27 protein-coding genes are annotated in these 25,148 nt (G+C 42.3%); 25 read left to right on the plus strand and 2 right to left on the minus strand.

Annotated features, from left to right (window positions below; genetic code table 11):
• Nucleotides 1-140 precede the first annotated feature (140 nt).
• From JG770_RS02495 to JG770_RS02520, 6 genes are all read left to right on the plus strand, one after another.
• Nucleotides 141-1,067 (plus strand): DNA adenine methylase, encoded by a 927-nt coding sequence (locus tag JG770_RS02495; RefSeq protein WP_291954756.1) that lies wholly within the window; start codon nt 141-143, stop codon nt 1,065-1,067.
• 12 nt (nt 1,068-1,079) lie between these two features.
• On the plus strand, nt 1,080-2,012 hold the full coding sequence (locus JG770_RS02500; protein WP_291954758.1) for a type II restriction endonuclease: 933 nt from the start codon (nt 1,080-1,082) through the stop codon (nt 2,010-2,012).
• Between the two features lie 5 nt (nt 2,013-2,017).
• Nucleotides 2,018-3,007, plus strand: coding sequence for a DNA methyltransferase (locus JG770_RS02505; protein ID WP_291954759.1), 990 nt, complete (start codon nt 2,018-2,020; stop codon nt 3,005-3,007).
• A gap of 108 nt (nt 3,008-3,115) precedes the next feature.
• The gene (gene rlmD, locus JG770_RS02510) at nt 3,116-4,498 is read left to right on the plus strand and encodes a 23S rRNA (uracil(1939)-C(5))-methyltransferase RlmD (protein WP_291954761.1); all 1,383 of its coding nucleotides are present in this window, start codon (nt 3,116-3,118) and stop codon (nt 4,496-4,498) included.
• A 483-nt stretch (nt 4,499-4,981) separates the two neighbouring features.
• Complete coding sequence (locus JG770_RS02515; RefSeq protein ID WP_291954762.1) at nt 4,982-6,634, plus strand: antirestriction protein ArdA; 1,653 nt, start codon at nt 4,982-4,984, stop codon at nt 6,632-6,634.
• 1 nt (nt 6,635) lies between these two features.
• Complete coding sequence (locus JG770_RS02520) at nt 6,636-6,899, plus strand: DUF4314 domain-containing protein (RefSeq protein WP_291954764.1); 264 nt, start codon at nt 6,636-6,638, stop codon at nt 6,897-6,899.
• 36 nt (nt 6,900-6,935) lie between these two features.
• On the opposite strand, the gene JG770_RS02525 is transcribed toward JG770_RS02520, so the two are convergent.
• Nucleotides 6,936-7,259 (minus strand): helix-turn-helix transcriptional regulator, encoded by a 324-nt coding sequence (locus tag JG770_RS02525; protein ID WP_291954766.1) that lies wholly within the window; start codon nt 7,257-7,259, stop codon nt 6,936-6,938.
• A gap of 128 nt (nt 7,260-7,387) precedes the next feature.
• On the opposite strand from JG770_RS02525, the gene JG770_RS02530 reads away from it, so the two are divergent.
• From JG770_RS02530 to JG770_RS02620, 19 genes are all read left to right on the plus strand, one after another.
• Nucleotides 7,388-7,900: an SLOG family protein gene (locus tag JG770_RS02530; protein ID WP_291954768.1), complete on the plus strand. Its 513-nt coding sequence runs from the start codon at nt 7,388-7,390 to the stop codon at nt 7,898-7,900.
• 226 nt (nt 7,901-8,126) lie between these two features.
• Nucleotides 8,127-8,465, plus strand: coding sequence for a hypothetical protein (locus JG770_RS02535; RefSeq protein ID WP_291954771.1), 339 nt, complete (start codon nt 8,127-8,129; stop codon nt 8,463-8,465).
• A gap of 4 nt (nt 8,466-8,469) precedes the next feature.
• On the plus strand, nt 8,470-9,315 hold the full coding sequence (locus JG770_RS02540; protein WP_291954773.1) for a DNA adenine methylase: 846 nt from the start codon (nt 8,470-8,472) through the stop codon (nt 9,313-9,315).
• A 45-nt stretch (nt 9,316-9,360) separates the two neighbouring features.
• Nucleotides 9,361-9,972, plus strand: a complete 612-nt coding sequence (locus JG770_RS02545) for a hypothetical protein (RefSeq protein WP_291954776.1) — start codon at nt 9,361-9,363, stop codon at nt 9,970-9,972.
• Nucleotides 9,973-10,042: 70 nt separating this feature from the next.
• Nucleotides 10,043-10,612: a YodL domain-containing protein gene (locus JG770_RS02550; protein ID WP_291954779.1), complete on the plus strand. Its 570-nt coding sequence runs from the start codon at nt 10,043-10,045 to the stop codon at nt 10,610-10,612.
• Between the two features lie 12 nt (nt 10,613-10,624).
• Nucleotides 10,625-11,005: a SpoVG family protein gene (locus tag JG770_RS02555; protein ID WP_291954780.1), complete on the plus strand. Its 381-nt coding sequence runs from the start codon at nt 10,625-10,627 to the stop codon at nt 11,003-11,005.
• Between the two features lie 11 nt (nt 11,006-11,016).
• A complete protein-coding gene (locus JG770_RS02560; RefSeq protein WP_291954782.1) occupies nt 11,017-14,706 on the plus strand; it encodes an S-layer homology domain-containing protein in 3,690 nt (1,229 codons plus the stop codon).
• 45 nt (nt 14,707-14,751) lie between these two features.
• Entirely contained in the window at nt 14,752-15,036 is a 285-nt protein-coding gene (locus JG770_RS02565) for a DUF6133 family protein (protein ID WP_291954785.1), read from the plus strand.
• Nucleotides 15,026-15,475 carry an A24 family peptidase gene (locus tag JG770_RS02570; RefSeq protein WP_291954787.1) on the plus strand — a complete coding sequence of 150 codons (450 nt, stop codon included), beginning with the start codon at nt 15,026-15,028 and terminating at the stop codon, nt 15,473-15,475. The genes JG770_RS02565 and JG770_RS02570 overlap by 11 nt, the downstream gene beginning before the upstream one ends.
• Before the next feature lie 33 nt (nt 15,476-15,508).
• Complete coding sequence (locus tag JG770_RS02575) at nt 15,509-16,327, plus strand: Flp pilus assembly protein CpaB (RefSeq protein WP_291954790.1); 819 nt, start codon at nt 15,509-15,511, stop codon at nt 16,325-16,327.
• Nucleotides 16,328-17,134 carry a ParA family protein gene (locus tag JG770_RS02580; RefSeq protein WP_291954793.1) on the plus strand — a complete coding sequence of 269 codons (807 nt, stop codon included), beginning with the start codon at nt 16,328-16,330 and terminating at the stop codon, nt 17,132-17,134.
• Nucleotides 17,134-18,564: an ATPase, T2SS/T4P/T4SS family gene (locus JG770_RS02585; RefSeq protein ID WP_291954795.1), complete on the plus strand. Its 1,431-nt coding sequence runs from the start codon at nt 17,134-17,136 to the stop codon at nt 18,562-18,564. Before JG770_RS02580 ends, JG770_RS02585 begins: the two co-directional genes overlap by 1 nt.
• Nucleotides 18,561-19,490, plus strand: coding sequence for a hypothetical protein (locus JG770_RS02590; RefSeq protein WP_291954797.1), 930 nt, complete (start codon nt 18,561-18,563; stop codon nt 19,488-19,490). The genes JG770_RS02585 and JG770_RS02590 overlap by 4 nt, the downstream gene beginning before the upstream one ends.
• Before the next feature lie 3 nt (nt 19,491-19,493).
• Complete coding sequence (locus JG770_RS02595; RefSeq protein ID WP_291954799.1) at nt 19,494-20,366, plus strand: secretion protein F; 873 nt, start codon at nt 19,494-19,496, stop codon at nt 20,364-20,366.
• A 12-nt stretch (nt 20,367-20,378) separates the two neighbouring features.
• Nucleotides 20,379-20,786 (plus strand): DUF4320 family protein, encoded by a 408-nt coding sequence (locus JG770_RS02600; RefSeq protein ID WP_291954804.1) that lies wholly within the window; start codon nt 20,379-20,381, stop codon nt 20,784-20,786.
• An 8-nt stretch (nt 20,787-20,794) separates the two neighbouring features.
• Nucleotides 20,795-21,340 carry a hypothetical protein gene (locus JG770_RS02605; RefSeq protein ID WP_291954805.1) on the plus strand — a complete coding sequence of 182 codons (546 nt, stop codon included), beginning with the start codon at nt 20,795-20,797 and terminating at the stop codon, nt 21,338-21,340.
• Nucleotides 21,341-21,464: 124 nt separating this feature from the next.
• Nucleotides 21,465-22,028 (plus strand): DUF6550 family protein, encoded by a 564-nt coding sequence (locus tag JG770_RS02610; RefSeq protein ID WP_291954807.1) that lies wholly within the window; start codon nt 21,465-21,467, stop codon nt 22,026-22,028.
• Between the two features lie 78 nt (nt 22,029-22,106).
• A complete protein-coding gene (locus tag JG770_RS02615; RefSeq protein ID WP_363320886.1) occupies nt 22,107-23,777 on the plus strand; it encodes a hypothetical protein in 1,671 nt (556 codons plus the stop codon).
• A gap of 103 nt (nt 23,778-23,880) precedes the next feature.
• The gene (locus JG770_RS02620) at nt 23,881-24,222 is read left to right on the plus strand and encodes a DUF3852 domain-containing protein (RefSeq protein WP_291954812.1); all 342 of its coding nucleotides are present in this window, start codon (nt 23,881-23,883) and stop codon (nt 24,220-24,222) included.
• Nucleotides 24,223-24,283: 61 nt separating this feature from the next.
• On the opposite strand, the gene JG770_RS02625 is transcribed toward JG770_RS02620, so the two are convergent.
• Nucleotides 24,284-24,748 (minus strand): hypothetical protein, encoded by a 465-nt coding sequence (locus tag JG770_RS02625; protein ID WP_291954815.1) that lies wholly within the window; start codon nt 24,746-24,748, stop codon nt 24,284-24,286.
• Nucleotides 24,749-25,148: the final 400 nt, after the last annotated feature.

Consider the following 25,148-nt stretch of genomic DNA (forward strand, 5'->3'; position numbering starts at 1 on the left):
TCGTGTCCAGATTTTATGCAGTGAGGGCAGAATGTCCAGTATAAAGCGGCATGGATGGTCATGGGCAATACCGGCAGATGCTGAGGAACCTAAAGATGCACGTGAATTAAGAAAAAGAAAGTATGAGGGGAGATAACAAATTGGAACTTGCAATTAATAGTCCTACTATATGTGCAAAACCTTTCGTAAAGTGGGCTGGAGGGAAAGGACAATTGCTCGACACTTTTAAACAGTATTATCCTTCAACGCTCCTTGAAGGTCGTATAAAACGTTATATAGAACCTTTCGTAGGAGGTGGAGCAGTTTTGTTTGAAATTTTGCAAAAGTATAAAATTGAAGAAGCTTTTATTTTTGATATAAATCAGGATTTAATTAACGCTTACATAGTGATTAAATATGATGTAGACATTCTAGTGGAATATCTTTTTAGTTTAGAGTGCAAATATTTAGATTTAAATGAAAAAGCCCGAAAAGAGATGTATTATGAAATAAGAGATACATACAATTCACGAATATTCAAAAGCGATCAGCCAGATATTGAACGGGCTGCACAATTTATTTTTCTGAATCGTACCTGCTTTAACGGACTTTACCGTGTTAATCGTGCAGGGCTTTTCAATGTACCACATGGAGATTATAAAAATCCAACTATCTGTGATGGGGAAAATTTGTATGCTGCAAGTTCTTTGCTTCAGAGGGTACATATTTTTACCGGTGACTATAGGGAGAGTATTAAATATGCTGACAGGTATAGCTTCGTTTATTTTGATCCGCCGTACCGACCAATTAATGTTACATCTAGCTTTACATCCTATAGCAAGTTTGATTTTACAGATGAGGATCAGGTAAAGCTTGCACATTTTTTTGCAGAAATGAATGATACAGGTGCTTTGATTATGTTAAGTAATTCCGATCCTAAGAATGAAAACCATGACGATAACTTTTTTGATGAACTATATGGGAATTTTTATATACATAGGATAAAAGCAAAGCGGGCAATCAATTCAAACGGTGGACGAAGGGGATTAGTAAGCGAGATTCTTGTTACGAACTATAAAGTAAAATAATAGGAGGATGGCATGAAATACTCAGATATTTTTAAAAATCGACTTGGATGTGCGAATACAGATGAGGTGTTTAAATACTTGCTTGACCATATGAAAGAGACAATTAAAAGTTGGGATTTTTTTGTTGCATGGGAAAAGGTGATGAATAAGGTGGGGAGTATCGAAGTTATATTAAATATTCTGAATTACCTTATTGGAAAGAAAAACGTAAAGGAAGAATTTAAAATACTGGTAGATAGGTATCCTGAAATAGTCGAGGTTCTACCTATTTTACTTGCTTTAAGAGAGAAAAGCGTTAAAGTCCTCGAGCCATTTGAAGACAATGTTTTCAATTATAAAGAATACACGTTTCATAAAAAGAAGGAATATAGCCCTGATGAAATAGAATTGCTGGCCGAATTTGCTGAAAAGACTGGCCTTCTTGCAATGTTTGAAAAAAAGAACATAAAAAGTATTGTTGATTATGTAATTGGCGTTGAAGTAGGCCTTGACACTAATGCAAGGAAAAACCGAAGCGGAACGGCCATGGAGATGATAACCGAGTTGTTTATTAAAAAAATATGTACCGAAAACAATTACCGGTATATATCACAAGCTACGTCGCACAAAATTGAGGCAGTTCTAGGATATAAAGTATCTGTAGATAAATCGGAACGTTCATTTGATTTTGCGATAGATAATGGGTCCAAGCTATATCTCGTTGAAGCAAATTATTATAGCGGAGGCGGTTCAAAACTAAAGTCTGTAGCTGGAGAGTTCACAACACTGTTTAACTTTCTAAAGAAAGAAACGCCGGAACACGGTTTTATTTGGATTACGGATGGTATAGGGTGGAAGACTGCAGAAAAACCTCTCAGAGAGGCATTTGATAAAGTAGATTATATACTTAATCTTAACATGGTACAAAGTGGTATTCTTGAGAATATTATATCGCAGGGGGTGTGAGGGTTATGTCAAAAAAAGTTAAGTGCTCGTATTGTGGCCAAAAATATACCAGGACACAATATCCTGAACATCTTGAAAAGAGTCACAATGATGGGTATATTATGCTTATTGATAGAATAAAGAATGACTATCAAGATGGGTACAGTGTAAAAGATATAGCAGCTAATAATTACATTACAGAAGCATTTGTTAAAAGAGTGGCAAAGCAATCAACGCTGCTCGTTAAAGAGAATACGGAAAGCTATTCTGCCCAAAAATCGAATATCAAATCATGGGAACCAGATAACTTCGATCTTGAGACAACCACTGTATGGAGCTTTCCTAACAGGGGTGACTGGGCTACGCACAGCGGTAAATACAGAGGCAATTGGTCGCCTTTTATTCCAAGAAATGTTATTTTACGCTATTCTAATGAAAGCGAAACTGTGCTCGACCAATTCGTGGGAAGCGGGACAACACTTGTTGAAGCAAAGCTTTTGAAGAGAAAAGGAATTGGTGTTGATATAAACCCGAAAGCGGTAAATTTGACGCGGGATAACATAAGCTTTGAAAGAGAAGGCTGTGGAGAGGTAGAAGTACATGTTGGAGATGCCAGGCATCTTGAATTTATCAACGATGAAAGCATAGATCTTATATGCACTCATCCGCCTTATAGTAATATTATTAAGTATAGCGAAGACATACAGGGAGATCTTTCCCATTGTGATATCAATGACTTTCTTATAGAAATGGGGAAGGTAGCAAAAGAGAGCTACAGGGTGCTGAAAAAAGATAAATTCTGTGCGATTCTTATTGGGGATACTCGGAGAAAGGGTCACATGATTCCCATTGGTTTCAATGTAATGGAGACGTTTTTACGCGCAGGCTTTAAGTTAAAGGAAATTGTAATAAAGGAACAACATAATTGCAGTTCAACCAGTTACTGGATAAACAAGAGTATAAAGTATAATTTTTTATTAATAGCACATGAGTATTTATTCATATTTAATAAATGAGTATAAAAAGAAGGCTTTACAGGTCATTCAATGCCTGAAACAAATGATGCAAAAAGATGCTATAATATATACAGCATTGACATTAAAACTTAAAATAAGCGAGGGCATATGGATATACCGGTAAAGGTTGATAGTGTATATGAAATGGTTATAGAGGATATGGGCAGCGATGGCGAAGGCATAGGCCATGTGACGGGCTTTACTGTTTTTGTCCCGGGAGCCATTATAGGCGACAGAATATCGGCCAGAATAGATAAAGTGAGCAAGCGATATGCCGTAGGCCATCTGGTATCTATTATCGAGCCATCCGACTACCGCATACAGCCGCCGTGCCCGGTGGCGAACCGTTGCGGGGGATGCCACATACAGACCATGGCCTACGATGCCCAATTGGCTTATAAAACGCGGCGTGTGAAGGATGCGCTGCAGCGCATAGGCGGTTTGGACGATGTGCCGGTATTGGATACCATAGGCATGGAAAGCCCGTGGCGTTATAGAAACAAAGCGCAATTGCCTGTGGGCGTTTCTTCCGGCAGGCCGGTTATGGGCTTTTTTGCTGCAGATACGCACGATATAGTTGATATAAATGCTTGTCCTATACAGCACCCGGCGGTTGACGGCGTGATAAAAACGGTCAAAGACTATATTAGCAGGTATAATGTGCCAATATACGACGAAATGACGGGTAAAGGTCTGCTGCGCCACATAATGGTGCGCGTTGGCTTTAACAGCGGGCAGGTAATGGTAGTGCCGGTTATAAACGGCGATTCGATACCATATGCTGAGCAGTTTGTGGATATGCTACAGCAAAACGTAAACGGCCTCACATCAGTGGCACTTAACATAAATCGTCAGCGTACCAATGTCATATTGGGCAGCCAATGCAAAGTGATATATGGTAGCGATCATATAACAGATACATTGTGTGGCCTCGTATTTAAGATATCGCCTCTGTCGTTCTTCCAGGTAAACCCCAGGCAAACCGAGGTATTGTACACAAAAGCCGTCGAATATGCCGCCTTGGATGGCACGCAGACTGTGCTCGACGCCTATTGCGGCATAGGCACCATATCGCTTTTGGCGGCTAAAAGGACGAGAAAGGTGTACGGTATAGAAGAGGTGCCGCAAGCTATAGAGGATGCAAGGGATAATGCGCACGTGAACGGTATAGATAACGCCGAGTTTATATGCGGTAAGGCCGAGGAAGTTATAGCCGGTTTTATAGAAGAAGGCGTACATATCGACGTTATAATAATGGATCCGCCGCGCAAGGGCTGCGATGAGGCTTTCCTCGAAGCGGCTGTGCGCCTGGCTCCGGACTGCATGGTGTACGTCTCATGCAACCCGGCTACCCTGGCCCGCGACATGCGCTTTTTATGCGAGCACGGCTATAAAGCCACGGCAGTCCAGCCTGTTGATATGTTCCCGCACACAGTACACGTTGAGTGCGTGATTCTGATGCAGCGTAGTGGTTTGGAAGACGAAAAATAGGGTTTGACCACTACATGTAGTGGTTTAGAGGTAAAAAATGAGCAAAAAAGGGGGTTAAAAATGCATGATTTTAGCCCCCTTTTTCAGCGAAAAATACTGATGCAGAAGGTGATTTTTCAGATATAGCTCTCAAAATGATGCAAAGTCATTTTATGACAAAAGGAATTATAAAATAAAATAACTGTAGAAAAACATTTATTGCCGGAGAATTAAAGTGCGTTATTGCACCCAGATTCTCCGGCTTTTTTGTTTTCAGAAAGGACACGATATGCTTGTAAAATACAAACGAAATAGAAAATTTGCCTGTTACGATTCTAAAAGTCTTACGAGTACCGGCAGACCTGAGCCACCCCCTCGTCTTGTTGGTCCCTTTAAAAGCTGTGGAGATTGCCCTTATGCATCCCACGGCTTTATATGTTATAACCGTGAAGGAGATTGTCTAAGAACCGATATGCAAAAAATCAATCAAAGGAGGAAAAAATTATGCGAGCAATGATTCAATGTATACATGAAAACAAATATCAAAACCTTACCTTTCCCAGTAAGGAAAAAGAACTCAATATTTTATGCGACAGTCTTGGTGTTGTCAATACCGCAAAAACAGAGGTTGAAATCGGTACTGTCCATAACGATGAAAGATTGTCAACCCTGCTCTCCCATCAAACAGTAAATCTTGACGAACTGAATTTCCTGATGAAACGGTTAGACAGCTTCAATCAAAATGAGCTTGCGACTTTTTTCGCAGCTGCCTATGCCGAAAAAGCTGAAACAATGACGGAGCTTATTAACCTCAGCTTTAACACTCATTGTTACAGCCTTGTAGCCGATTTTAGCGATTTAAATGCTGTAGGCAAGCAGATGTACCTAACAGAACAAATCGGTGTCAGTACAGAAGATTTTGAGAGCCTTGACGGACAAAAATACTTTGAAAAAATGATTGCAGAAAACCCTAATCCTATGATAACACCGTATGGAGTGGTATATAGAAACAGCAATGAAATTGTACAGACCTATGACGGCAGAAACTTTCCGTACTACCAATATGAGAATACTCCCATTACATTGCTGTTGAGTGCTCAGAATCGCTGTGAATATCTGTATCTGCCAATCAAGCAGAGCGAACTGAATAAGGCTTTAGAACGATTAGGCGCAGAGAGTCTGGTGGAAATCCACTGGCAGGTGGAGGAACACAATATCCCTGATAACCTTGCAGATATGGTAGTTAAGAATCAGTCAGACATGTATGCTCTCAACCAATTTGCCGAAATTTTTAAGGAGATGGGACAGCGTGAGGTTATATCTTTATCTGAACTTGCAGCCTTTGTAAAAATCACTAAAGCAGAGGAACTTAAAACGCTGGCAGGCTGTATGTATGAGTTTGAAAGTTTTCCCGATATCCACACTCCGGAGCAATACGGCAGATATATGATTTGCGAAAGCGGCCGCTTTGAATATGACGAAAATTTGGAGAACTATATCGACTTTAAATCCTATGGGCAGGACAAAATCAGCCGTGAAACCGGGGCATTTACTTCTAAAGGTTATCTGCTTTACCACGGATATGACCTGGAAATGCAGGGAATTTTGAATAAAAATATCGGGCTTAAAATTAAAGAGCTGCACGAACCGCAGGAGCTTAAACTGTATATGCCTCTTAGGGCTGTTACCTATCAGGATGAAAATGACTATGGGGATCTTTATCAGGTAGATTATGAAATAGATGTGTATTCTGAAGAACTAAGTTCCTATGAAGATGAAATAAGAACTGCTATTATAAATCATCGTTTGGATGATGAAAAGCGTGGCATGATGGATTACTATGATGAGCCCGATACGGTGAATGCAAAAGTACAAAAGTATCTGTTTGATGTAGAAGTAATTGATGGAGAACTGATGGGAGTTGCAGTTCTTACTCTTAATGCACCCTTAAATCAAGGAGAGCTTATAAAAATTAAGGAAGCCATCGAGGGTCAATGCTCTGACGGCTTTGGAGAAGGCCTCGAGCAGCGTGAAATTAAGTGTAACGGCAAGGAGGTATATGTAAGTCTTTGGAACTCTCATGATTGGAGCCTGAAAACCGCTGAAGAAATGGGAATTACAGAACAAAAATATGAAATGAAGTTTGGAGGTATGTGAAATGAATGGATTTCCTACAAGACAACAGGTTGAAAGAATTAAAGAAAAATTTCCACCAGGTACTAAAATCCGTATGGAATCTATGTCCGATCCCTATGCACCAATTCCGCCTGGTATTGAAGGGATAGTAGATTTTGTGGATGATATCGGTACACTGCACTGCAGCTTCGAAAATGGGCGCAGCCTTGGTGTTATTGTTGGCGAGGATAGCTTTTCAGTTATTGAACCGGAAGAAGAACAAGGCATGGGTTTAACGATGAAATAGGAAAAACGGCAAGATGCAAAACACCCTGCCGCTTCCCTATTTTTCAAGTCCCTTTATCAAATCATAAACAAAAATTCTTTTATCCTCCGGCTGTTTGCGTAGGATTGTAAGTATTTCCGCCTCCTGCTCACTTAGTTCAGAAGCCCGAAGCGTGGATTTTATGTCGGTTCTGCCAAGAATATAGTCCACCGAAGTATCAAGGGTATCAGCGAGCTTCACAAGCATTTCCGCAGGCGGTACCGCTTTTCCGATCTCGTAGCCGCTGATGGTTTCCTGCGACACATTAAGCTCCATTGCAAGGCGAAGCTGTGTCAGGTTTTTAGCTTCCCTTAGCTGTTTTAAACGTTCTATAAATATCACTCCTTCCAAATATGGATATTATCAATATAAAGTATATCCCTATAAGTTGACTGTGACAGTCATGTTGCTTATACTGTGTATGGAGTATATCAATATGAAAAATGAGCAATATGACTGGAGGATGAAATGTGAACCGGAGACTTATCAGAGAAAAAACAGTATGCTTTACCGGGCATCGAAGTGAAAAGCTTCCAAAAGGAGATACCTTGAAACATTTGAGAATAAAGCTGTCAGAGGAAATTGAAAAAGCAATACAAGATGGCTACAACACCTTTTTGTTTGGAGGTGCCTATGGGTGGGACCTTATGGCAGCGGAGGAAGTGATTAAAAAGAAAAAAGTGATTGACCTTAACAATCCACGGTATATTCGGCTGATTGCCGTAATCCCCTTTGAAGAACAGGCAGTGAGGTACTCGCTTTCAGATCATGAACTATATTATGAAATCATGCCTAAATGCGATGATGTCATTATCTTAAATACCAATTACAACAGCCGATGTTATGCTCATCGAAATCAGTATATGGTAGAACGCAGCAATAGGATTATATGTTACTGGAACGGGCAAGCCAGAAGCGGCACAGCACAGACTGTCCGCATGGCAGAAAGAGAAAACCTTGAAATTATAAACCTATATGAATAATGACCAAAAGGCATTACTAAATTTCAACTCAGTAATGTTTTTTACTTTAAATTAAGAAAGCTCATCTATCAGTAAGTAAATAAAAACGAAACGACACCGGTATAACATCCGGTGTTTTTCATATATCAATCAAAAAAACAAGGCCGTTTTCCCCAAAGAAAGCGGTCTTGCTTTTTTTACTCTATCTTGTTTTTCTTTCGGGCAAGCGGTCGGAAAGGAGGCAAGAATGGACAAAGACCAGCTTGCAGAATATCTCAAAGCCCATCATCTCGGTAAGGAAAATGCAATCCTAAGCCGAGAGCTGGAGAAGTTATTTTGTGTAAATGGCAAGGAACTCCGAGACATTATCAATATCCTGCGCCGTGAAGCAACCCCCATTGCCAGCGACCAAAGCGGCTATTACTATGCAAAAACTGAAAGCGAACTGCGAGCCACCATCCGTCATATGAGGCGCAGGATTGCCGGTATCAGTGCCGCTATTCGTGGATTGAACCGCTCTCTTTCAAATTTTGACAAGGCACAGACCCGCCTGCCCTTTATGGAGGGGGGTGAGGACTCTGAATAGCTTCATGTCCTGGATAGGCGGGAAAAAGTCACTTCGTGAATTGATTGTAAGTCTTTTTCCCCTATACTACGAACGCTATATCGAAGTGTTCGGCGGTGCGGGTTGGATACTATTTCATAAAAATCCCGGTAATGATTTTGAGGTATACAACGACTTTAATAGCCTGCTGGTCAACCTTTATCGCTGTGTAAGGGAAAAACCAAATGAGCTGATGGATGCACTGCGGTATTGCCTCAACTCCAGAGAAGATTTTGACTATATAAAAAACTGTCTTGCCCGTGACAGCCCTGTCTCCGATGTACAAAAAGCGGCATGGTTCTATCAGCAAATTCGCTATAGCTACGCTTCTGGGCTAACCAGTTTCGGCAGCCAGCCCCACGATATTTGGAGCAATTTTCCGCTGATAGAGCAGGCACATCGCAGGCTTGCGAAGGTGGTGATTGAAAACAAGGACTTTGAAAAGCTCATCAGGCAGTATGATCGCCCAGTGAGTTTTTTCTACTGTGACCCGCCGTATTTTGAAACTGAAGGCTATTACAAAAATGTCGGGGAGGACGGATTTACAGAAAAAGACCACATTCGTTTAAGGGATTCTCTGATGAAAGCCCAAGGTAAATTCCTGCTTTCCTACAATGATTGTGAATTTATCAGAGAACTCTACAATGCACCGGGTATTCAAATTGATGCTTATACCCGCATCAATAATATCAAACAGCGTTATGACGGGGGTTCCCAGTTTCCTGAAATTCTCATAGCTAATTACGATATGCAGGAGCGAGGCTTAAGCATCCCGGCACAGATGAATCTGTTCGATATAAGAGCGCCCCGTTTTACATCGGATGAGGAATAAGACAGTTTCAATCTAAGGGCAATAATTTAATGGAGGAATATATCTATGAAGAAAAATCAAAGCGAGAAAATAGCAGAAAAAGATATCCTTGACGAAATGCTGAAGGGAACATCCCTTGCTGATGCTGAGGTACTTGATGTCGTAACTGGTGAAAATGTCTGTGTGATTTTAGACGGCAAAATGACAGTGCTGGAACTTACAAAGGTAATAAATAGCCTAAGCACACTTGCTTCCGACCTTACAGTGATACTGGCACAGGCCTGTGGTTTTTGCAATAACTGCGGAGATTTACAACCATGTGAAGATTCAGATAACAAAAGTGATTGTGAAGCTACGAGCTGTCATAATACCCCGGAAAGCTGGGTAGCTCAGTGCGAGCTTTGCCAGAGCTTACTGGATGGAAGCGGAGATGTTCGTATTCCAGACTATATCCTGGAGGAAGCTGGTATCCCGACAGATGCTAAATTAGAAGCTTATGCCGATGAGGATAGCGGCGAAATTACTGTTGCAGAAGCAGATATCCAAGAAGATATTACTGATGTGCCTTCCGGCATAGTTTCAATTCTTGCCTCATCCGGTATCTGCCTTGCAAAGCTTGATGAACTGATCATGCTCGATGAAATTGTCTACGGGCAAGGAAAAATTTTCAATAGTTAATGATGCAGAAATCTGAAACTAAGGCTTTAGCTTTCCGGAAGCAAGTTTATATTAAAGGCAGGTGATGAAAATGCAAGGTATAAAAGAGAAAGGCGGTGTCGTTTTTTATTATGGCAATCCTGCCGGATACGTCAATAAAGAAAATGCCATTATGGACTCTATCTTTCAAAATGAAGAACTGGAAAGTTGGCTGCAAAAGAAAGGATTAGTTCCACAGTGGACAGATGGTGTCATGGAACGGCTTCTTGTCGGGGAACAGATTGCAGGCAGTATAGAGGCCGCTGTATCTCTGAAAAATGTTCGTATCTGGCAGCTTAAGCCTGATACGGATGTGTATATGAAATTTATCGGCTTGGATGAAATGATAAGCCAATTTGGAGACCCTTCTCCGGAGCATTACGGCATCGTGTACGATGGACAGCTTGAAACAAACGACCTTGAAGCTATTTACACCCGCTGCAATATAAATCATCCTCCCGGATATAGGGGGCATTCGCTGTCTATGTCCGATGTGGTGGAACTATATGACGAGGAAGGCAGTGAATATCATTACTGCGACCGTTTCGGATTTAAGCAGATTGCTTTTGAAGAAGATGGTCAAATCAAGGGCATGGCAGAGTCCATGTCACAATCATTTTAGGAGGAATAAGCTATGCCAAAAACAGCAGCACAAGCAGCCACTAAGCAGGAGCTGCCGCAAGAAAACCCGATGCAGTTTAATGTGCGCATTTATCCTGTGAAAACAGACGGTACACTGAAAGCCAATGCATCGGTCAATATCAACGGATTTTTTGCCGTATCTAAAGTCCGCATTTTAGAGGGTACAAAAGGCCTGTTTGTATCCATGCCCCAATATAAAGGGCAAACCGGAGAATACAAAGACATCTGCTTTCCCTGCACGAAGGAGGCAAAGCAAGCCTTTGATAAAGCAGTGCTTTCTGCCTATGAGCAGACGATGGCACAAAAGCAGTCCAAGGAACAGGTGCAAGAAGCTCCAAAACAAGAACAAAGCCAGCAGATGGCCGGAATGTAAGGGGGATGTCAATGAGTACAAAGATAAAAAGACCTACCAGCTTTTTGCTGATACTCTGTGTAGTGCTTTCGCTATTTGCAGGAAGTGCCTATGCAGCCCATCGGTACTTTGAAGATGCCAAAGGGCATTGGGCAGAGGAAGCTATAAATATCCTTGCGGAAAAAGGTGTAATTGCAGGCTATCCCGATGGTCTGGTACACCCCGACAATATTATTACAAGGGCAGAATTTGCAACTTTGATAGCAAGGACAATGGAACTGCCAAAGTCCACAGACAAGGATATCACAATCCACTTTACTGACATTCCAGGGCATTGGTCCGAATCGGATGTAGAGGCTCTTGTCATTGCAGGCATTATTCAAAAAGGTGATTTTAGCAATAAGTTTTTGCCTGATGAACCTATCACCCGAATGGAAATGATCCGTATGCTGGTGAGGGCTATGGGCAAGGAAAATCATGATCCCTCCTGTCCCTGTATGCTTGGATTCTTAGATGAGAGCCAGCTTAACGAGGAACAAAAGGCATACATCTGTACCGGCAAGTATTACCACATTATAGATGGATATCCGGACGGCACAGTTCGCCCCGATAAGAACGCAACTCGTGGTGAAGCCTTTGAGATGCTGGTGGATACAGAAAAGGCTAAGGAACAGATTAAAAATGAAGAACCGGAAAAACCGTCTGTTACAGAACCAGAGGAAAAATCTTCAGGCAGCGGCGGCTCTTCCTATGTACCGACACCTCAGTTTTCCTTTCTTTTGCCGGAAACTGCCTACACAACCGATGAAATTGAAGTAAAGCCAAATAGCCGCTATGTCAGTAGCATCTTGTGGACAGTTCAAAGAGATGGTGTCCCTATGGAGCTAACAGATGTTATCAAAGGTGAGCTGACGGCAGATGGCGGAAAAGTGCAGTTTTTACAAGCCGGTAATTTCACCCTTACTGCAACTGTTAAAAACAGTCGTGGTGTTACGGCAAGTCATGAGCAGGCTATTGAAATTTATCCGGTGGTTTCAGCAGGTTTCAAATTGCCTGAGACAGCACACACCGATACAGCTGTTGCCGTAGAGCTTTCAACTGAAAACCTTGGAATTAATGAAGTGGTTTGGTCACTGGAAAAAGACGGCACAGCTATAGATATCACGGAAGGTATCTTAGGGGAGCTAAACTCCCAAGGCGGCACAGTGATGTTCAAAGAAAAAGGTAATTATGTATTGAACGCTGCTATCACTGACGGACTTGGCAAAACAGTTAATGCCTCCGATACCATCAATGTCTACCCTGTTTCAGAAGTAAAGCTTGAATTGCCTGCTGTTTCCCATACAGACAAAACCATTGCTATGCAGACAGAAACCAAGGAAGCAGACGGCTTAACCATAGCCTACACTCTGAGTCGAAACGGTGAACCTGCCAATATCAGTACATTTATAGAAGGGAATCTCACTAAAGGCAGTGTTCGCTTCAAGGAAAAAGGCGTGTATACCCTGACAGCCTCTGTCACCGATATAACGGGCAGGGTGTTTGCCGATACGGCTACGATCACGGTATATCCTGTTGGCTCAGCCGGGTTTTATTTGCCCGAAATCTTCCATACGGATAAAAGCGTTACGGTGGAGGCAGTCTTTAATGAAATCGGCAGTGATATCGCCGCTTGGTCATTAACTCGTGACGGAAAAGAAATTGCTCTATCTGATGCGGCCATAGGTGCACTCAGTAATACGGGAGGTAGTCTGCAATTTAAGGAAAAGGGCAGCTACTTTTTAAAGGCAGAGTTTACCGATGAAGGTGGCAGAAGTTATAGCTATGAACAAAGCTTCAATGTATATCCTGTGCCAACTGTAAGCTTTAGTCTGCCAAGGTACGCACACACCGATACTGATATTGTAGTCAATACCAATTCCGCTAATCTGGATGGTCTTGCCATTGAATGGCTGGTGGATAACACCTATGGTTTTCAGGATTGGAACACCTTTATAGACGGCTGTCTTGCTAATAACGGCGGTACTATCAGGTTCAAACGAGCCGGTATCTATGAGTTAGTGGCAAGGCTCACCGATGAAACAGGCAGGGTATTCTTATTTGAACCGGGCGGCAAGTGTGAAGTCTTACCCGTACTGACAATCGGATTTGAACTTCCGGGGCTTGCCTATACCGATACGGTCATTGATCTGCGCACCTTCGGAAACAACAATGTGCTTCCGGTGGAATGGACAGTAGAAAAAGACGGTAAGAGCATTTCATTAAGTGAAACATTCAGCGGCAATCTTAATGCCCAAGGCGGCAAAATCAACTTTAAGTCTCATGGAGAATATGTCCTTACTGCTACCATGACCGATTATCTCGGCCGCAGCTTTTCTAACAGCCAAAGGGTAAATATATTGCCGGTGATGAAGTACACATTTGCAATCCCTAAAACAATCCATTATGGAACAAATTTCACTGTAGCCGTTAAAGATGTCCAGCATATTGACGGTTATACCGCAGTCTGGAAGCTGCAAAAGGATAGTGAAGATAGCATATTCCAAGGTACACTCGATAACAACGGCGGCAGTATTTCTATCCACGATGTAGGCGATTTTATGCTGACCGCAACTATTACCGACAGTGCCGGACGAACCATCAGTCATTCCGAAAGTATTACCGTTACAAACACCCCTCCCGATGCGCCAACGGTTACGGCAACTCCTTCCCGAACTGTACAGGACGGAAAATTCTTTGTGGATATCAAAGCTGATGCCACTGATCCTGATGGGGATGCGGTGACATTGGAATACGATGGAGTATCAGCCGATGGCTACTATATCCCAGGTACCCACACAATTCGTGTCAGGGCAAAGGACATTGCAGGAGCGTATTCTCCTTGGGCAGAAAAAAGCTTTACCATCACAAGTTCAGCCCCTACGGTAACACTGACGGCAACCCCTACCAGAACCGCTAAAGACGGTAAGTTTTTCGTAGATATCACTGCCAAGGCAAGCGATGCTGACGGCGATTCAACCACCTTGGAATGGGAAAACAAAACCGCAGATGATTACTACGCTGTGGGCACCCATACAATCCGTGTCCGTGCCAAAGACAGCACAGAACTATATTCGGAATGGGTATCTAAGACATTCACCATTGCAAACTCTGCACCCCTAACCCCGGTTATCACAAGAACACCAAACGGCAACAGTGTAGCACCGGGAACCCCTGTCACCATCACAGCTGCAAGCTCAGACCCGGATGGCGATGCAGTAACTCTTGTCTGGGAAAACAGAAATGCCAAAACACAAGTTTATCCCCTGGGAAGAAATCTGGTACGAGTAAAAGCGGTTGATACAGCAGGGGCTGAGTCGCCATGGGCAGCCATTGTGTTCTTTGTAGCCGATTCCAACGGCGGCGGAGGCATGACACTTACCGGTCCTGATTCAGTCATATTAGAAAATGGACTTGAAGGTGCTACTATAACCGAATACACATTCACAGTTCCGCCGGTTTCCGGTCACAGCGGCTCTGACTTCGGAAGAGTGAGGGGCTTAAATAAGCTTACAGGACAGTGGGATCAACTGGACTACGGCACTACTTCAAACGGCATTACATTCAGCCGTACTCTCGGTGCAGGTGTATATACTCAGCTGGAGTTTTATTATTATACGAATCACAACTGCATGTATAACAAGAGTAATATTACCTACTCTGTAACTTACCATTTTGAGTAAGCAAAACTATCAACAAAAAATTGAAATATAAAGGAGAATATCACTATGAAAAGACTCATTAGTAATATGAAAAAAAGGATCGCCCATACAGCAAATTATGTGAACACCGGCATCCAGTCCCTGCCTGCAAAATTGCAGATTTTTAAAATGAGAAGCCAAGCAGTGTTTGTCAGTAATCGTGCGGAAGGCTATATTGACACAGCAGTTAAGATTCTGATTGCCGTTGTGCTTGGGGCTCTGCTCCTTGCAGGACTTTATGCCTTGCTGGAGGGTACTGTGCTTCCGACCTTGGTTCAGCGAATCAAAGAAATGTTTAACTATGCAGGCTAACGGCATCCTTCAGGGGGTGCTTTTTTGTAGCCTCCTTATAGCAGCTGCCGGATGGGATTTACAGAAAAGAATGATTCCCGACAGCATCTGTATCCTAATATTTTTGACGGGGCTGATTAACTTCAGCCCCGTCAACTTTTTAGGGGCACTGCTTTCCATCCCATTTTTTATTGCTGCATGGATTGATGAAAAGCATATGGGCGGAGGCGATGTTAAATTCATTGCCGCTGCCTGCTCAGTTTTGGGCATAGATGCTTCCATCTGGGCATTTGCCTTGGCTTTACCGCTACCCATAGGAATATGCATATGGAAAATAGCATCGAATCATCTTCACCGTAAAAAGAAACTATGGAATGTCCATATGGAAATGCCCTTGCTGCCTATATTAGTCGTAGGCTTCCTGCCGGCATACATTTTAAGATTTGGTGGATTTATTTAATATCCATAATTAAATATCAAGGAGGAACAGTTCATGAATTTACTGAAAAACCGCACCGTGCTGGGCGTAATCTGTATTTTACTGTCTTTGATCATCTGTTTCGGTGTGACACCGCTGTTTAATAAAACAGTCAGTCAGAAAACTGAAATTGTTAGGGTGACAAAGGAGATTAAAGCCGGTGATGAGATAACCAAGGATATGGTGCAGATTGCCGAAGTCGGCGGATTTGGCCTGCCCGAGAATGTTATCAGGCAAAAAGATACCGTGATAGGGAAATACGCAAAAGCGGATCTTTCTATCGGTGACTATATTCTAAATACCAAGCTGTCCGATATACCGGCTGCTGAAAATGCTTATCTTTATAATTTAGATGGGAGTAAGCAGGCCATGTCTGTTACCATTAAAAACTTTGCAAACGGCCTGTCAGGTAAACTGCAAAGCGGAGATATAGTGTCTGTTATTGCTCCTGATTACAAGAAACAGGGCTTAACCGTTATCCCTGCGGAACTTAAATATGTAGAAATTATCAGCGTAACTGCTCCCAGCGGCTATGATGCCAATACAGGAGAAATAAAGCCCAATGATGATGAAAGGGAGCTACCTTCTACGGTAACCTTGCTTGTATCTTCTGAACAAAGCAAGGTGCTGGCAGAACTTGAGGCAGACGGAAAACTTCACCTCTCTCTTGTGTACCGTGGTACACCAGCAAACACTGCCAAGTTTATTGAAGTACAGGATGAAATTAACGAGGCCTTGTATCCCATAGAGAAGAACAATGATACAGAGGAACAGGAAAAAGCAGATTTGGAATCAAAGCCTGAACAGCCTGTTGAGAATGAGGTGACTGAATAAATGAACTTTAAAAAGAAAGGCATCTTTTCCCGCTCTGTACGGAGTGAGGAACCGGCTACTGAAGAAGAATTGCAAGGGGGTATCCTTGCTGTTTGGGGCAGTCCGGGCAGCGGCAAAACCGTGACTGCCGTAAAAATTGCAAAATATCTTGCAGATAAAAAGAAAAATGTGGTGCTACTGCTATGCGATATGACTGCTCCGATGCTGCCTTGTATCTGTCCGCCCTCTGAGATTGAAAGCGAGCATTCTCTTGGCAGTGTTCTTGCCGCTACCCATGTGACAGAGCCTTTAATAAAGCACAATCTTGTGACATTAAAAAAGAACAGCTATCTCACAATTTTAGGAATGAAAAAGGGCGAAAATGAATATACCTACCCGCCTTATTCAGAGGTGCAGGCAAAAGAGCTTCTTTGTGAACTTCGCAAGGTGGCTTCTTTTATTGTTGTGGATTGCAGCAGTTATATTGCAAGCGACATCCTCTCTGCATTGGCACTGATGGAATCCGATAGCGTCCTGCGCCTTGCCAATGCGGATTTAAAGTCCATCAGCTATCTGTCCAGCCAGCTAACGCTCCTTCGTGACAGCAAATGGGATGCGGATAAGCAATATAAGGTGTCTGCGAATGTGAAGCCCCAGCAGGCACAGGATCAGACAGTGCATGCACTGGGGTCTGCCGCCTTTATCCTTAATCATTCACAGGAATTGGAACAGCAATATCTTGCCGGGAATCTCCTTGTAGACTTATCCCTCAAGGATAGCCGCCAGTTTAGAAAAGAAATTGAAAAAATCGTCAAGGAGGTGTTTTGATGTCAGCTAAAAATAAAAATGTCGTTGCTACCAAAGAAGAACAAAGACAATCTGAAAATGGCCTCATTGATTTAAAAGGCATATCCCGAGCTCATGCACTATTTTTTGCACCGGAAAGCGAGGGCAAGGATTTTTCTACGGTATTAAGCGATGTACAGGAATATATTTCGGAAAATTATAGCACTCTTATTACAGGTAACCGCTCCGATGCCAAGGTACAGATGAAACGATATATAACCAAATATCTGCAGAATAACCGTATATCTGTAAACGGCATAAGCGGTGATGCCCTTGCTGATGCACTCTATACTGAAATGGCGGAGTTTGGTTTTTTAACTAAATATATCTTCGGCACAGGCATTGAAGAAATCGACATCAATAGCTGGAGGGACATCGAAGTGCAATATAGCGACGGCCGCACCGTGAAGCTTACAGAAAGCTTTGACAGCCCCGAACATGCAGTCAATGTTATTCGCCGCATGCTTCATATCAGCGGTATGGTGCTGGACAACGCAAGTCCTATTGTACTGGGGCATCTATCTAAAAATATTCGTATTGCAGTATTAAAAAGCCCTATCGTAGACGAAGATGTGGGTGTAGCGGCATCCATTCGTATTGTAAATCCACAGTCAATGCAAAAAGAAGATTTTGTAAATAGCGGCACCGCTACTGAACCCATGCTGGACTTTTTATCCCTATGTGTCCGCTATGGTATTTCCGTGTGTGTGGCAGGGGCTACCTCCAGTGGCAAAACCACTGTTGCCGGGTGGATACTTACAACCATTCCGGACAACAAACGTATCTACACCATTGAAAATGGCTCCCGTGAGCTTGCCTTGGTGAGGGAAAAGGATGGTAAAGTGACAAATTCAGTCATTCATACCCTTACCCGTGATTCCGATAATGAGCGCCAGCGTGTGGATCAAATTGCTCTTTTAGATATGGCTCTTCGTTTTAACCCTGATATTGTGGTAGTCGGTGAGATGCGCGGGGCTGAAGCTAATGCCGCTCAAGAAGCAGCAAGGACAGGTGTAGCTGTGCTTACCACCATCCACTCCAACTCCTGTGAGGCAACCTATCGCCGTATGGTATCCCTATGTAAGCGTGCCGTAGATATGAGCGATGCCACTCTTATGGATTATGTGACAGAAGCATATCCAATCGTAGTATTTTGCAAGCAGCTGGAAAATAAGCAGCGCCGAATGATGGAAATACAGGAATGTGAAATCCTGCCTGACGGAACAAGGCATTTTCGTTCGCTGTTTCAGTATGTTATAGAGGAAAACCGTATGGAGGAAGGTAATTTCATCATTGAAGGACACCATAGGCAGGTGAATACTATTTCAGAGAGTCTAGCTAAAAGGCTTCTGGAAAATGGTATGCCCCAGCCAATCATCATTGCTTTAAGGGAGGGGGTAAAAACTGCATGATAACCATTTTGCTTGTTGCCTGTATCGGAATGATTGCAGGTTTTTTTATTTTGCTAAACCTATCACCTATGGAGTTCACGAACACCATATTTGCAAAACTTACTGATAAGCCCAGATCCCTTCGTGATGAGATCAATGAAAGTACCCGCCGTAAAAAGAAATCCTATCTTCGCCGGGAGATTGCTGAAGTACAGAGCATTCTCAAAGTAACCGGGAGAACGGCAAAGTTTCCTATGATTTGCGGGGCTGCCTTGCTGTTCTTTTGCATTGGTGCATCTATCGCTATCATGATGGGGAATATCTTTTTAGTCCCTGTTATGGCTGTAGGATGTATGTTTTTGCCCCTTTGGTGGGTAAAGCTTACGGCTGGCCATTTCAAAAAGGATATTGCAGCAGAGCTTGAAACAGCCCTTAGTATTATTACTACTGCCTATCTTAGAAATGAGGATATCCTAACGGCGGTGGAGGAAAATATTCCTTATCTTAATCAGCCGGTACTAAATGTTTTTCGCGGATTTGTATCAAGTGTTAAGCTAATAAATCCTGATGTGACAGCCGTTCTACTCGATCTAAAGGAACAAATAGATAACGCCGTGTTTCAGGAATGGTGCGATGCAATCATTGCCTGCCAGCATGATAGGAGTCTGAAAACAACTCTAACACCCATTGTGACTAAGCTCAGCGATATGCGTGTAGTAAACGGTGAGCTGGAGAATATGGTGTTTGAACCTCGAAAGGAATTTATCATCATGCAGCTTTTGGTAGTGGGAAACATTCCCCTCTTATATTTCTTGAACAAAGACTGGTATCATACCTTGATGCATACTCCGCTGGGTCAGGTTATTTTAACTATATGTGCCGCAGTGATTTTCATTTCTACGGCATTTGTTATTAAGCTGACTCAGCCTATTGAATACAGGAGGTAACCGATGACAATCTATATACTTTTATTCGGAGTCCTCCTTGGATTAGGACTCTTTTTTATTGCCGCTGATCTGCTAAAACTTCCTACCCTTGCCACGGAGAAGGCAATGCTATTGGCAGGAAAACAGGCAAAATCCAAGCCCAAAACCATTGACACTGCATTACATTCAGCAGCAGTAAAGCTGTCAGCATATATCCCAATGGACGAGTATAAAAAAAGCCGCATGGCCAATGTGTTGTCTGCTGCAGGTTTTTCAGAAACACCGGAACTCTTTACAGCAATGGCCATTGTTAAATCTACTGCCGTTGCCTTGGTGGTTATACCCTGCCTTGTGGTGCTGCCCCTTTTAGCACCTATCGTATTGTTTCTTGCCGTTCTTATCTATTTTAAGGAGATTCGCAAGGCAGATGAGGCTCTGTCTGTAAAGAGAAACAGGATTGAGCAGGAGCTTCCAAGGTTTGTGGCGACCATCACCCAGGAGCTGAAAGCAAGCCGGGATGTACTGTCCATGTTGGAAAGCTTTAAGAGAAATGCAGGAGAGGACTTTGCCGCTGAGCTGGATATTCTTACTGCCGATATGCGTTCATCTTCTTATGAAGCTGCTCTCACACGCTTTGAAGCAAGGTTTAATTCTCCCATGCTCTCAGACATTACCCGTGGTCTTATCGGCGTACTGCGAGGGGATGACAGTGCCATGTATTTTCAAATGCTCTCTCATGATATGAAACAGCTGGAGCTGCAAAGGTTAAAAGCACAGGCCATGAAGATACCGCCTAAAATCCGTATATTTTCCTTTGCCATGCTCATGTGCTTTCTGATGACATATATGGCAATTATTATCTATGAAATTATCCATTCCCTTGGCGGGATGTTTTAGGAGGGCGGTGTCATGCTGAAAAGAACTAAACACATTCTAAAAAGCAGGCGAGCCGAGGGTTACATTGATATCTGCATTCTGGTAATCTCCGCCATGCTGGTTATAGCACTTGCTGTGAAAGTTTTTCCTGTCTATATCCAAAAACAGCAGATAGATACCTTCGCTGTAGAGCTGATTCGGGAAGCAGAAATTGCAGGCCGTGTAGGTACTGAAACCACCCGCCGGGAACAGATGCTATCTGAAAAGACAGGGCTTAATCCTACGGTAACATGGTCAAAGACAGGCAAAATCCAGCTGAATGAGGAATTCACAGTAACAGTCACCTATCAAGCTAATATCGGATTGTTTTCAGGCTTTGGTTCGTTTCCCATTACCCTGCGCTCAGATGCTGCAGGAAAATCAGAAGTCTATTGGAAGTAGGTGGTGACATGGAAAAATTTAAAAGGATTATAAAAGATAAAAGAGCAGCATCCTTTCCCCTTATCATAGCCATCACCTTATCTCTGGTTTTGATTTTCAGTGGTATTTCGGAATATTTCCGTCTGATGATTGTAGCACAAGGTGTTCGGGATGCCGTGCAGGCCGCTGTTATTTCGACAGTTAATGATAATTACGATGATGTATATCATGGTGTCCGTGAAGGATATTCGGGAGCTTATCAGCCAATTGCATCTGACTTTGAAGAAAGTCTTGATTATGGCGATATATATAATAGACTGGATAATATCCTTGGGCTCAGACAAAGTAGCGGATATCATGAAAAGCGTACCTCGGAAGATAAATTGGAATTTCGTATATGGGGACTCTCTGTAAATATTAAAAATGCACCCTTTGCGACAGGGGATCAAAGCTTGGCACGGTTTCAAGCTGACAGCACCATTATGCTGGAAGTGCCGGTATCCTTTGGTGGAAAGCTACTGCCGCCTATGCAAATCAAATTGAAAAACAGCGCCGGTTATACCCCAAGGTTTTAAGTACAGAATCTATGTTAATGGAGTATTCAAAAGCTTTTTATAATATTGATAGACTTTTGAACTATCATGTGGTAGGGTGTGGCTTAACAAAATAGATTAAACTATAGACAAGGAGAATGCCTTTATGAAAAATATAAATAACAAAGTGAAGAAATGGCTGATTATTTCAGGCGGGCTGGTGCTAAGTATGGTACTTTTCGTAGCAATCATGAGCCAGTTTAAGGTACCGTCTATAAATGACTTGGATCTGCCTGACCAAAATAGCGACACGCAGAAGGTAGCAGTAGAAAGCCCTGATATAACAGAAAAAGAAGATGATATTAAAGTGCCGCCTATTGAAATCGAAATGGAAACCAATAATGCCAACGGAGTAGATAAAGGTACTGAGCAGACCATTCAGCCTGATCCTGTAAAGCCTAAATATACCGATGAACAGCTTAAAAATCCAGACCAAAAGCCCAACGGCGAAAAGGTCACGGAACAGGATAAACCAGTTGAGCATAACAAGGTAGAAAAACCAAGCACACCACCTAAGAGTGATAATCAGCCTCAAGGCGGGGATGTTAATAGTAAAGGTGAAACCTACCTTCCGGGGTTCGGGTGGATTAAAAACAGCGGAGAGAATCAAGGAATCGCAGGTGAAAGCGATGGAGATATTAATAAGCAAGTGGGGATTATGGGTGAGTAAATAAATATAGCAATAAAATGCACTGCATAGGCGGTGCATTTTTTATTGCGGAAAGGAGTTTGAATGAAGAAAATATTAATGGCAATTTGCCTGTGTTTTGCTTTGATATGCTGTTCTTCTCAGCCAGCTTTTGCAGTTGGAGATGGGAATATTGATGGCGGCGGAGGCGGAATGGGTGACGGCACAAGCACCAACTCATGGACACCGGGGAATGATGGTGTAAGAGTGACTGTGGTAAGAGCCAGCGATCATGCAGTAGTGACAATTCCAATTGATCTTACTAACAAAATTCCCCCTTCAACTATAGTTCATTTTGGCAAGGTTAGTAAGTTAAGTTATAGCAGTGGGCAAAGTCTATCTCCACAACAAGGAACATTTCAATATATAAATCCTTCTCAAGCAATGCCGCGTATAGTAAGCACTAGCGGCAGTAACAATATTGATGCTATAAAAAGGTTTTTTTGCTCGGAATATACGGTGAAATTAATTTCAAATCATACAGGTATGGACTATGATGTGCTGATTAATGGTGATTACAAGCTACTCCTCGAGCCCTTTGCCTTCTACAAATTTGAGGGTGTGATGATTGCTACCACGGCTACCGAAGCAGCCCTATATGATGAACAGGTAAGCGGCTTGCTTAGAAAACAGATGACATCATTGTCCCATAAAAACTTGCCTCTCTCTATGTTTCTAGAGGTTTCGGATCTTGGCTATCCGGCATGGAGTGGCAGCAAAACCACTACCGCCTCAAATGCGGATATTAAATCCAGCCTCGGTCTTGGTATTGTTCGTTTTCAGGAAGAACCAGAACCTCCTGTGGTTTCTGCCTATGATTATGAGTATAGGGTAAATACCGAGGTAATTACATCAGTAAGGGTAAGCGGAGGCCAGTCCGATCCCGATAATTCAACTCGGGTAGACTTCACCATAAACGGCACAACCTATAATGTAGGCAATGTCTATTATCCAAGTGGAGATAGTCAGCTTGCTTGGGTAAAATGGAGAACCCCGGCGACTGAGCAGGACATGGTAATTCATGTATCTGTAAGAGGTCCAGGCGGAACAGATAAGAGCATCATAAACTGCAAGATTATAGACATGGATAAGAATCCTCCGCCTAACCCTATCGCTGATGATAGAAACGATAGTTTTCAGAAAAACATTGTTCCACTGCGAGCAGAAAAAATAAGAGCTGACTGGACAGTTTGGAGTCCATGGTGGAGAGCATATTGGGTGTGGCACGGAGATGACGAGGATGGATATTGGTGTGATCATGGATGGTGGGGGTTTGATTTAAACAGATATTATGCTTCTTTTTCTGCGAGTATGACCATCCTTTGCGACAGCAAAAATCCCACAGCTAATGGTCGCACAATGAAATCAGGCTATGGAATTAACCAAGAGGTATCAGCATCAGTTAGCAGCAATCAGTCTACTGCTATAACAAATCCGCAGAATGCTGTAAGCTATTTTCCTGAGTTTAACTATGGTTCTTATTGGAGACTGCTGGAGCGAATGCAAAGTGGCAGCACTGCTCGCTTTGAGTTTCAAAAAAACAATTATTCAACTTACAAGAACCGAACACACTTCAGTCCGATTTGGATGCCGGATGGAAGCTATGAAGTTAATACCTGGGCGCTTGATAGCTGGACTCCTGTCGGAATGTTTTCAGCAAATTTGACTGATAGTCTGGTTATCAGGGGATCACTTTGGGATGATTGGCATGTCGCTCCGCTAAAGCCCTAAAAGAAGGAAAGACAACAATAGAAATCCCTGTGGGCGGGAAATGATTATTCTCATCCGCAGGGATTTTGTGTTGAAAATATGTAAAGAAAGAAAGGCGGTCTATATGACAAAAAATAAAAAAAGAGTCTTGATACTGACTTGTGCCTTTGCGCTCTCAATGCTTTTCTGTACAACGGCTTTTGCAGCCGGTACCGGGGATGTGGCGGGAGCAATTGAGGGCACATGGCGAGATGCTTCAGGGCAGATAAAAACGGTAGTAAACAATGTGGTATTCCCAGCAATCGATCTTATTTTGGCTGTGTTTTTCTTTGCCAAACTTGGGATGGCGTATTTTGATTATCGCAAACATGGTCAATTTGAGTGGAGTGCCCCGGCAATATTATTTGCCTGTCTGGTGTTTACCTTAACGGCACCGCTCTATATTTGGACGATTTTGGGGATGTAATCGGAAAGCAGGACGGCTCCTGCCTTACAGAGTCGTCCTGCTACTAAGGTCCCCATTATGCTCATTTTGCGTAGATCAATGTTATAATTCCATCTGCCCTTGTTACATTGAATTGAGCATCTTCTACAAATGTTACATTTTGTTCCTCTTTGGATGTGAAGTCTATGTTATAACCTAAATTACTACCATATCCAAGGATACTTGCCACCACTTTATCACCCTTGACGAAAAGCAAATGTACCATTCCTTCATTAATGTTGTTTTCCTTAATATCAGCACTCTTAAATCTAACAATTTTTTCAATTTCTTCTTTGCTTTGATACGGATCAAAGGTATAGAGGAAGTCCCACTCAAAAGGAACGACATCATTTAACTGAACCGTCTCACTATCAATAGATTGGACTGAGTTTTTTAATTTCTGATTATTGATAAACATAATAGGATTGCCAATTAGTAAGTACCCTAATACTCCAATTAAAGCAATGCAAGCTATAATAATGATTGATACTTTTGTTTTCTTCTTCATAGTTACTCCCTATTATATAAATAATCAGTAATTCAATCCTTGTTAAAGTCATAATACCATATGTTGCTGTGAATTTCCATTGCCTTTACGCAAGGATAATCTGGACTATTCTTGGGTTATGATGGTGAAATAAAAAGTGGGCAACCAAGCCATAATCGGCGAGGTTGCCCACACTTTCGTAGTAATCAATATTGGCTTGAGCAATGCGAAAATCACTTAAATCAAATAAGTTCTCACAATCTCATTAATTTGATTTTATAGATTTCTCTATAAATTACTACAGTAATAATTATTTTGTTCCGTGATGAAACCACGTTTTCATAGTTTCAATGACTTTTATCAGCTCAGCTTCCTGTATCACATATGGAACCATTGCATATATATAGTTCAAAAATGGACG

Source organism: Mahella sp. (assembly GCF_020054945.1).
GTDB lineage: Bacteria > Bacillota > Clostridia > Mahellales > Mahellaceae > Mahella.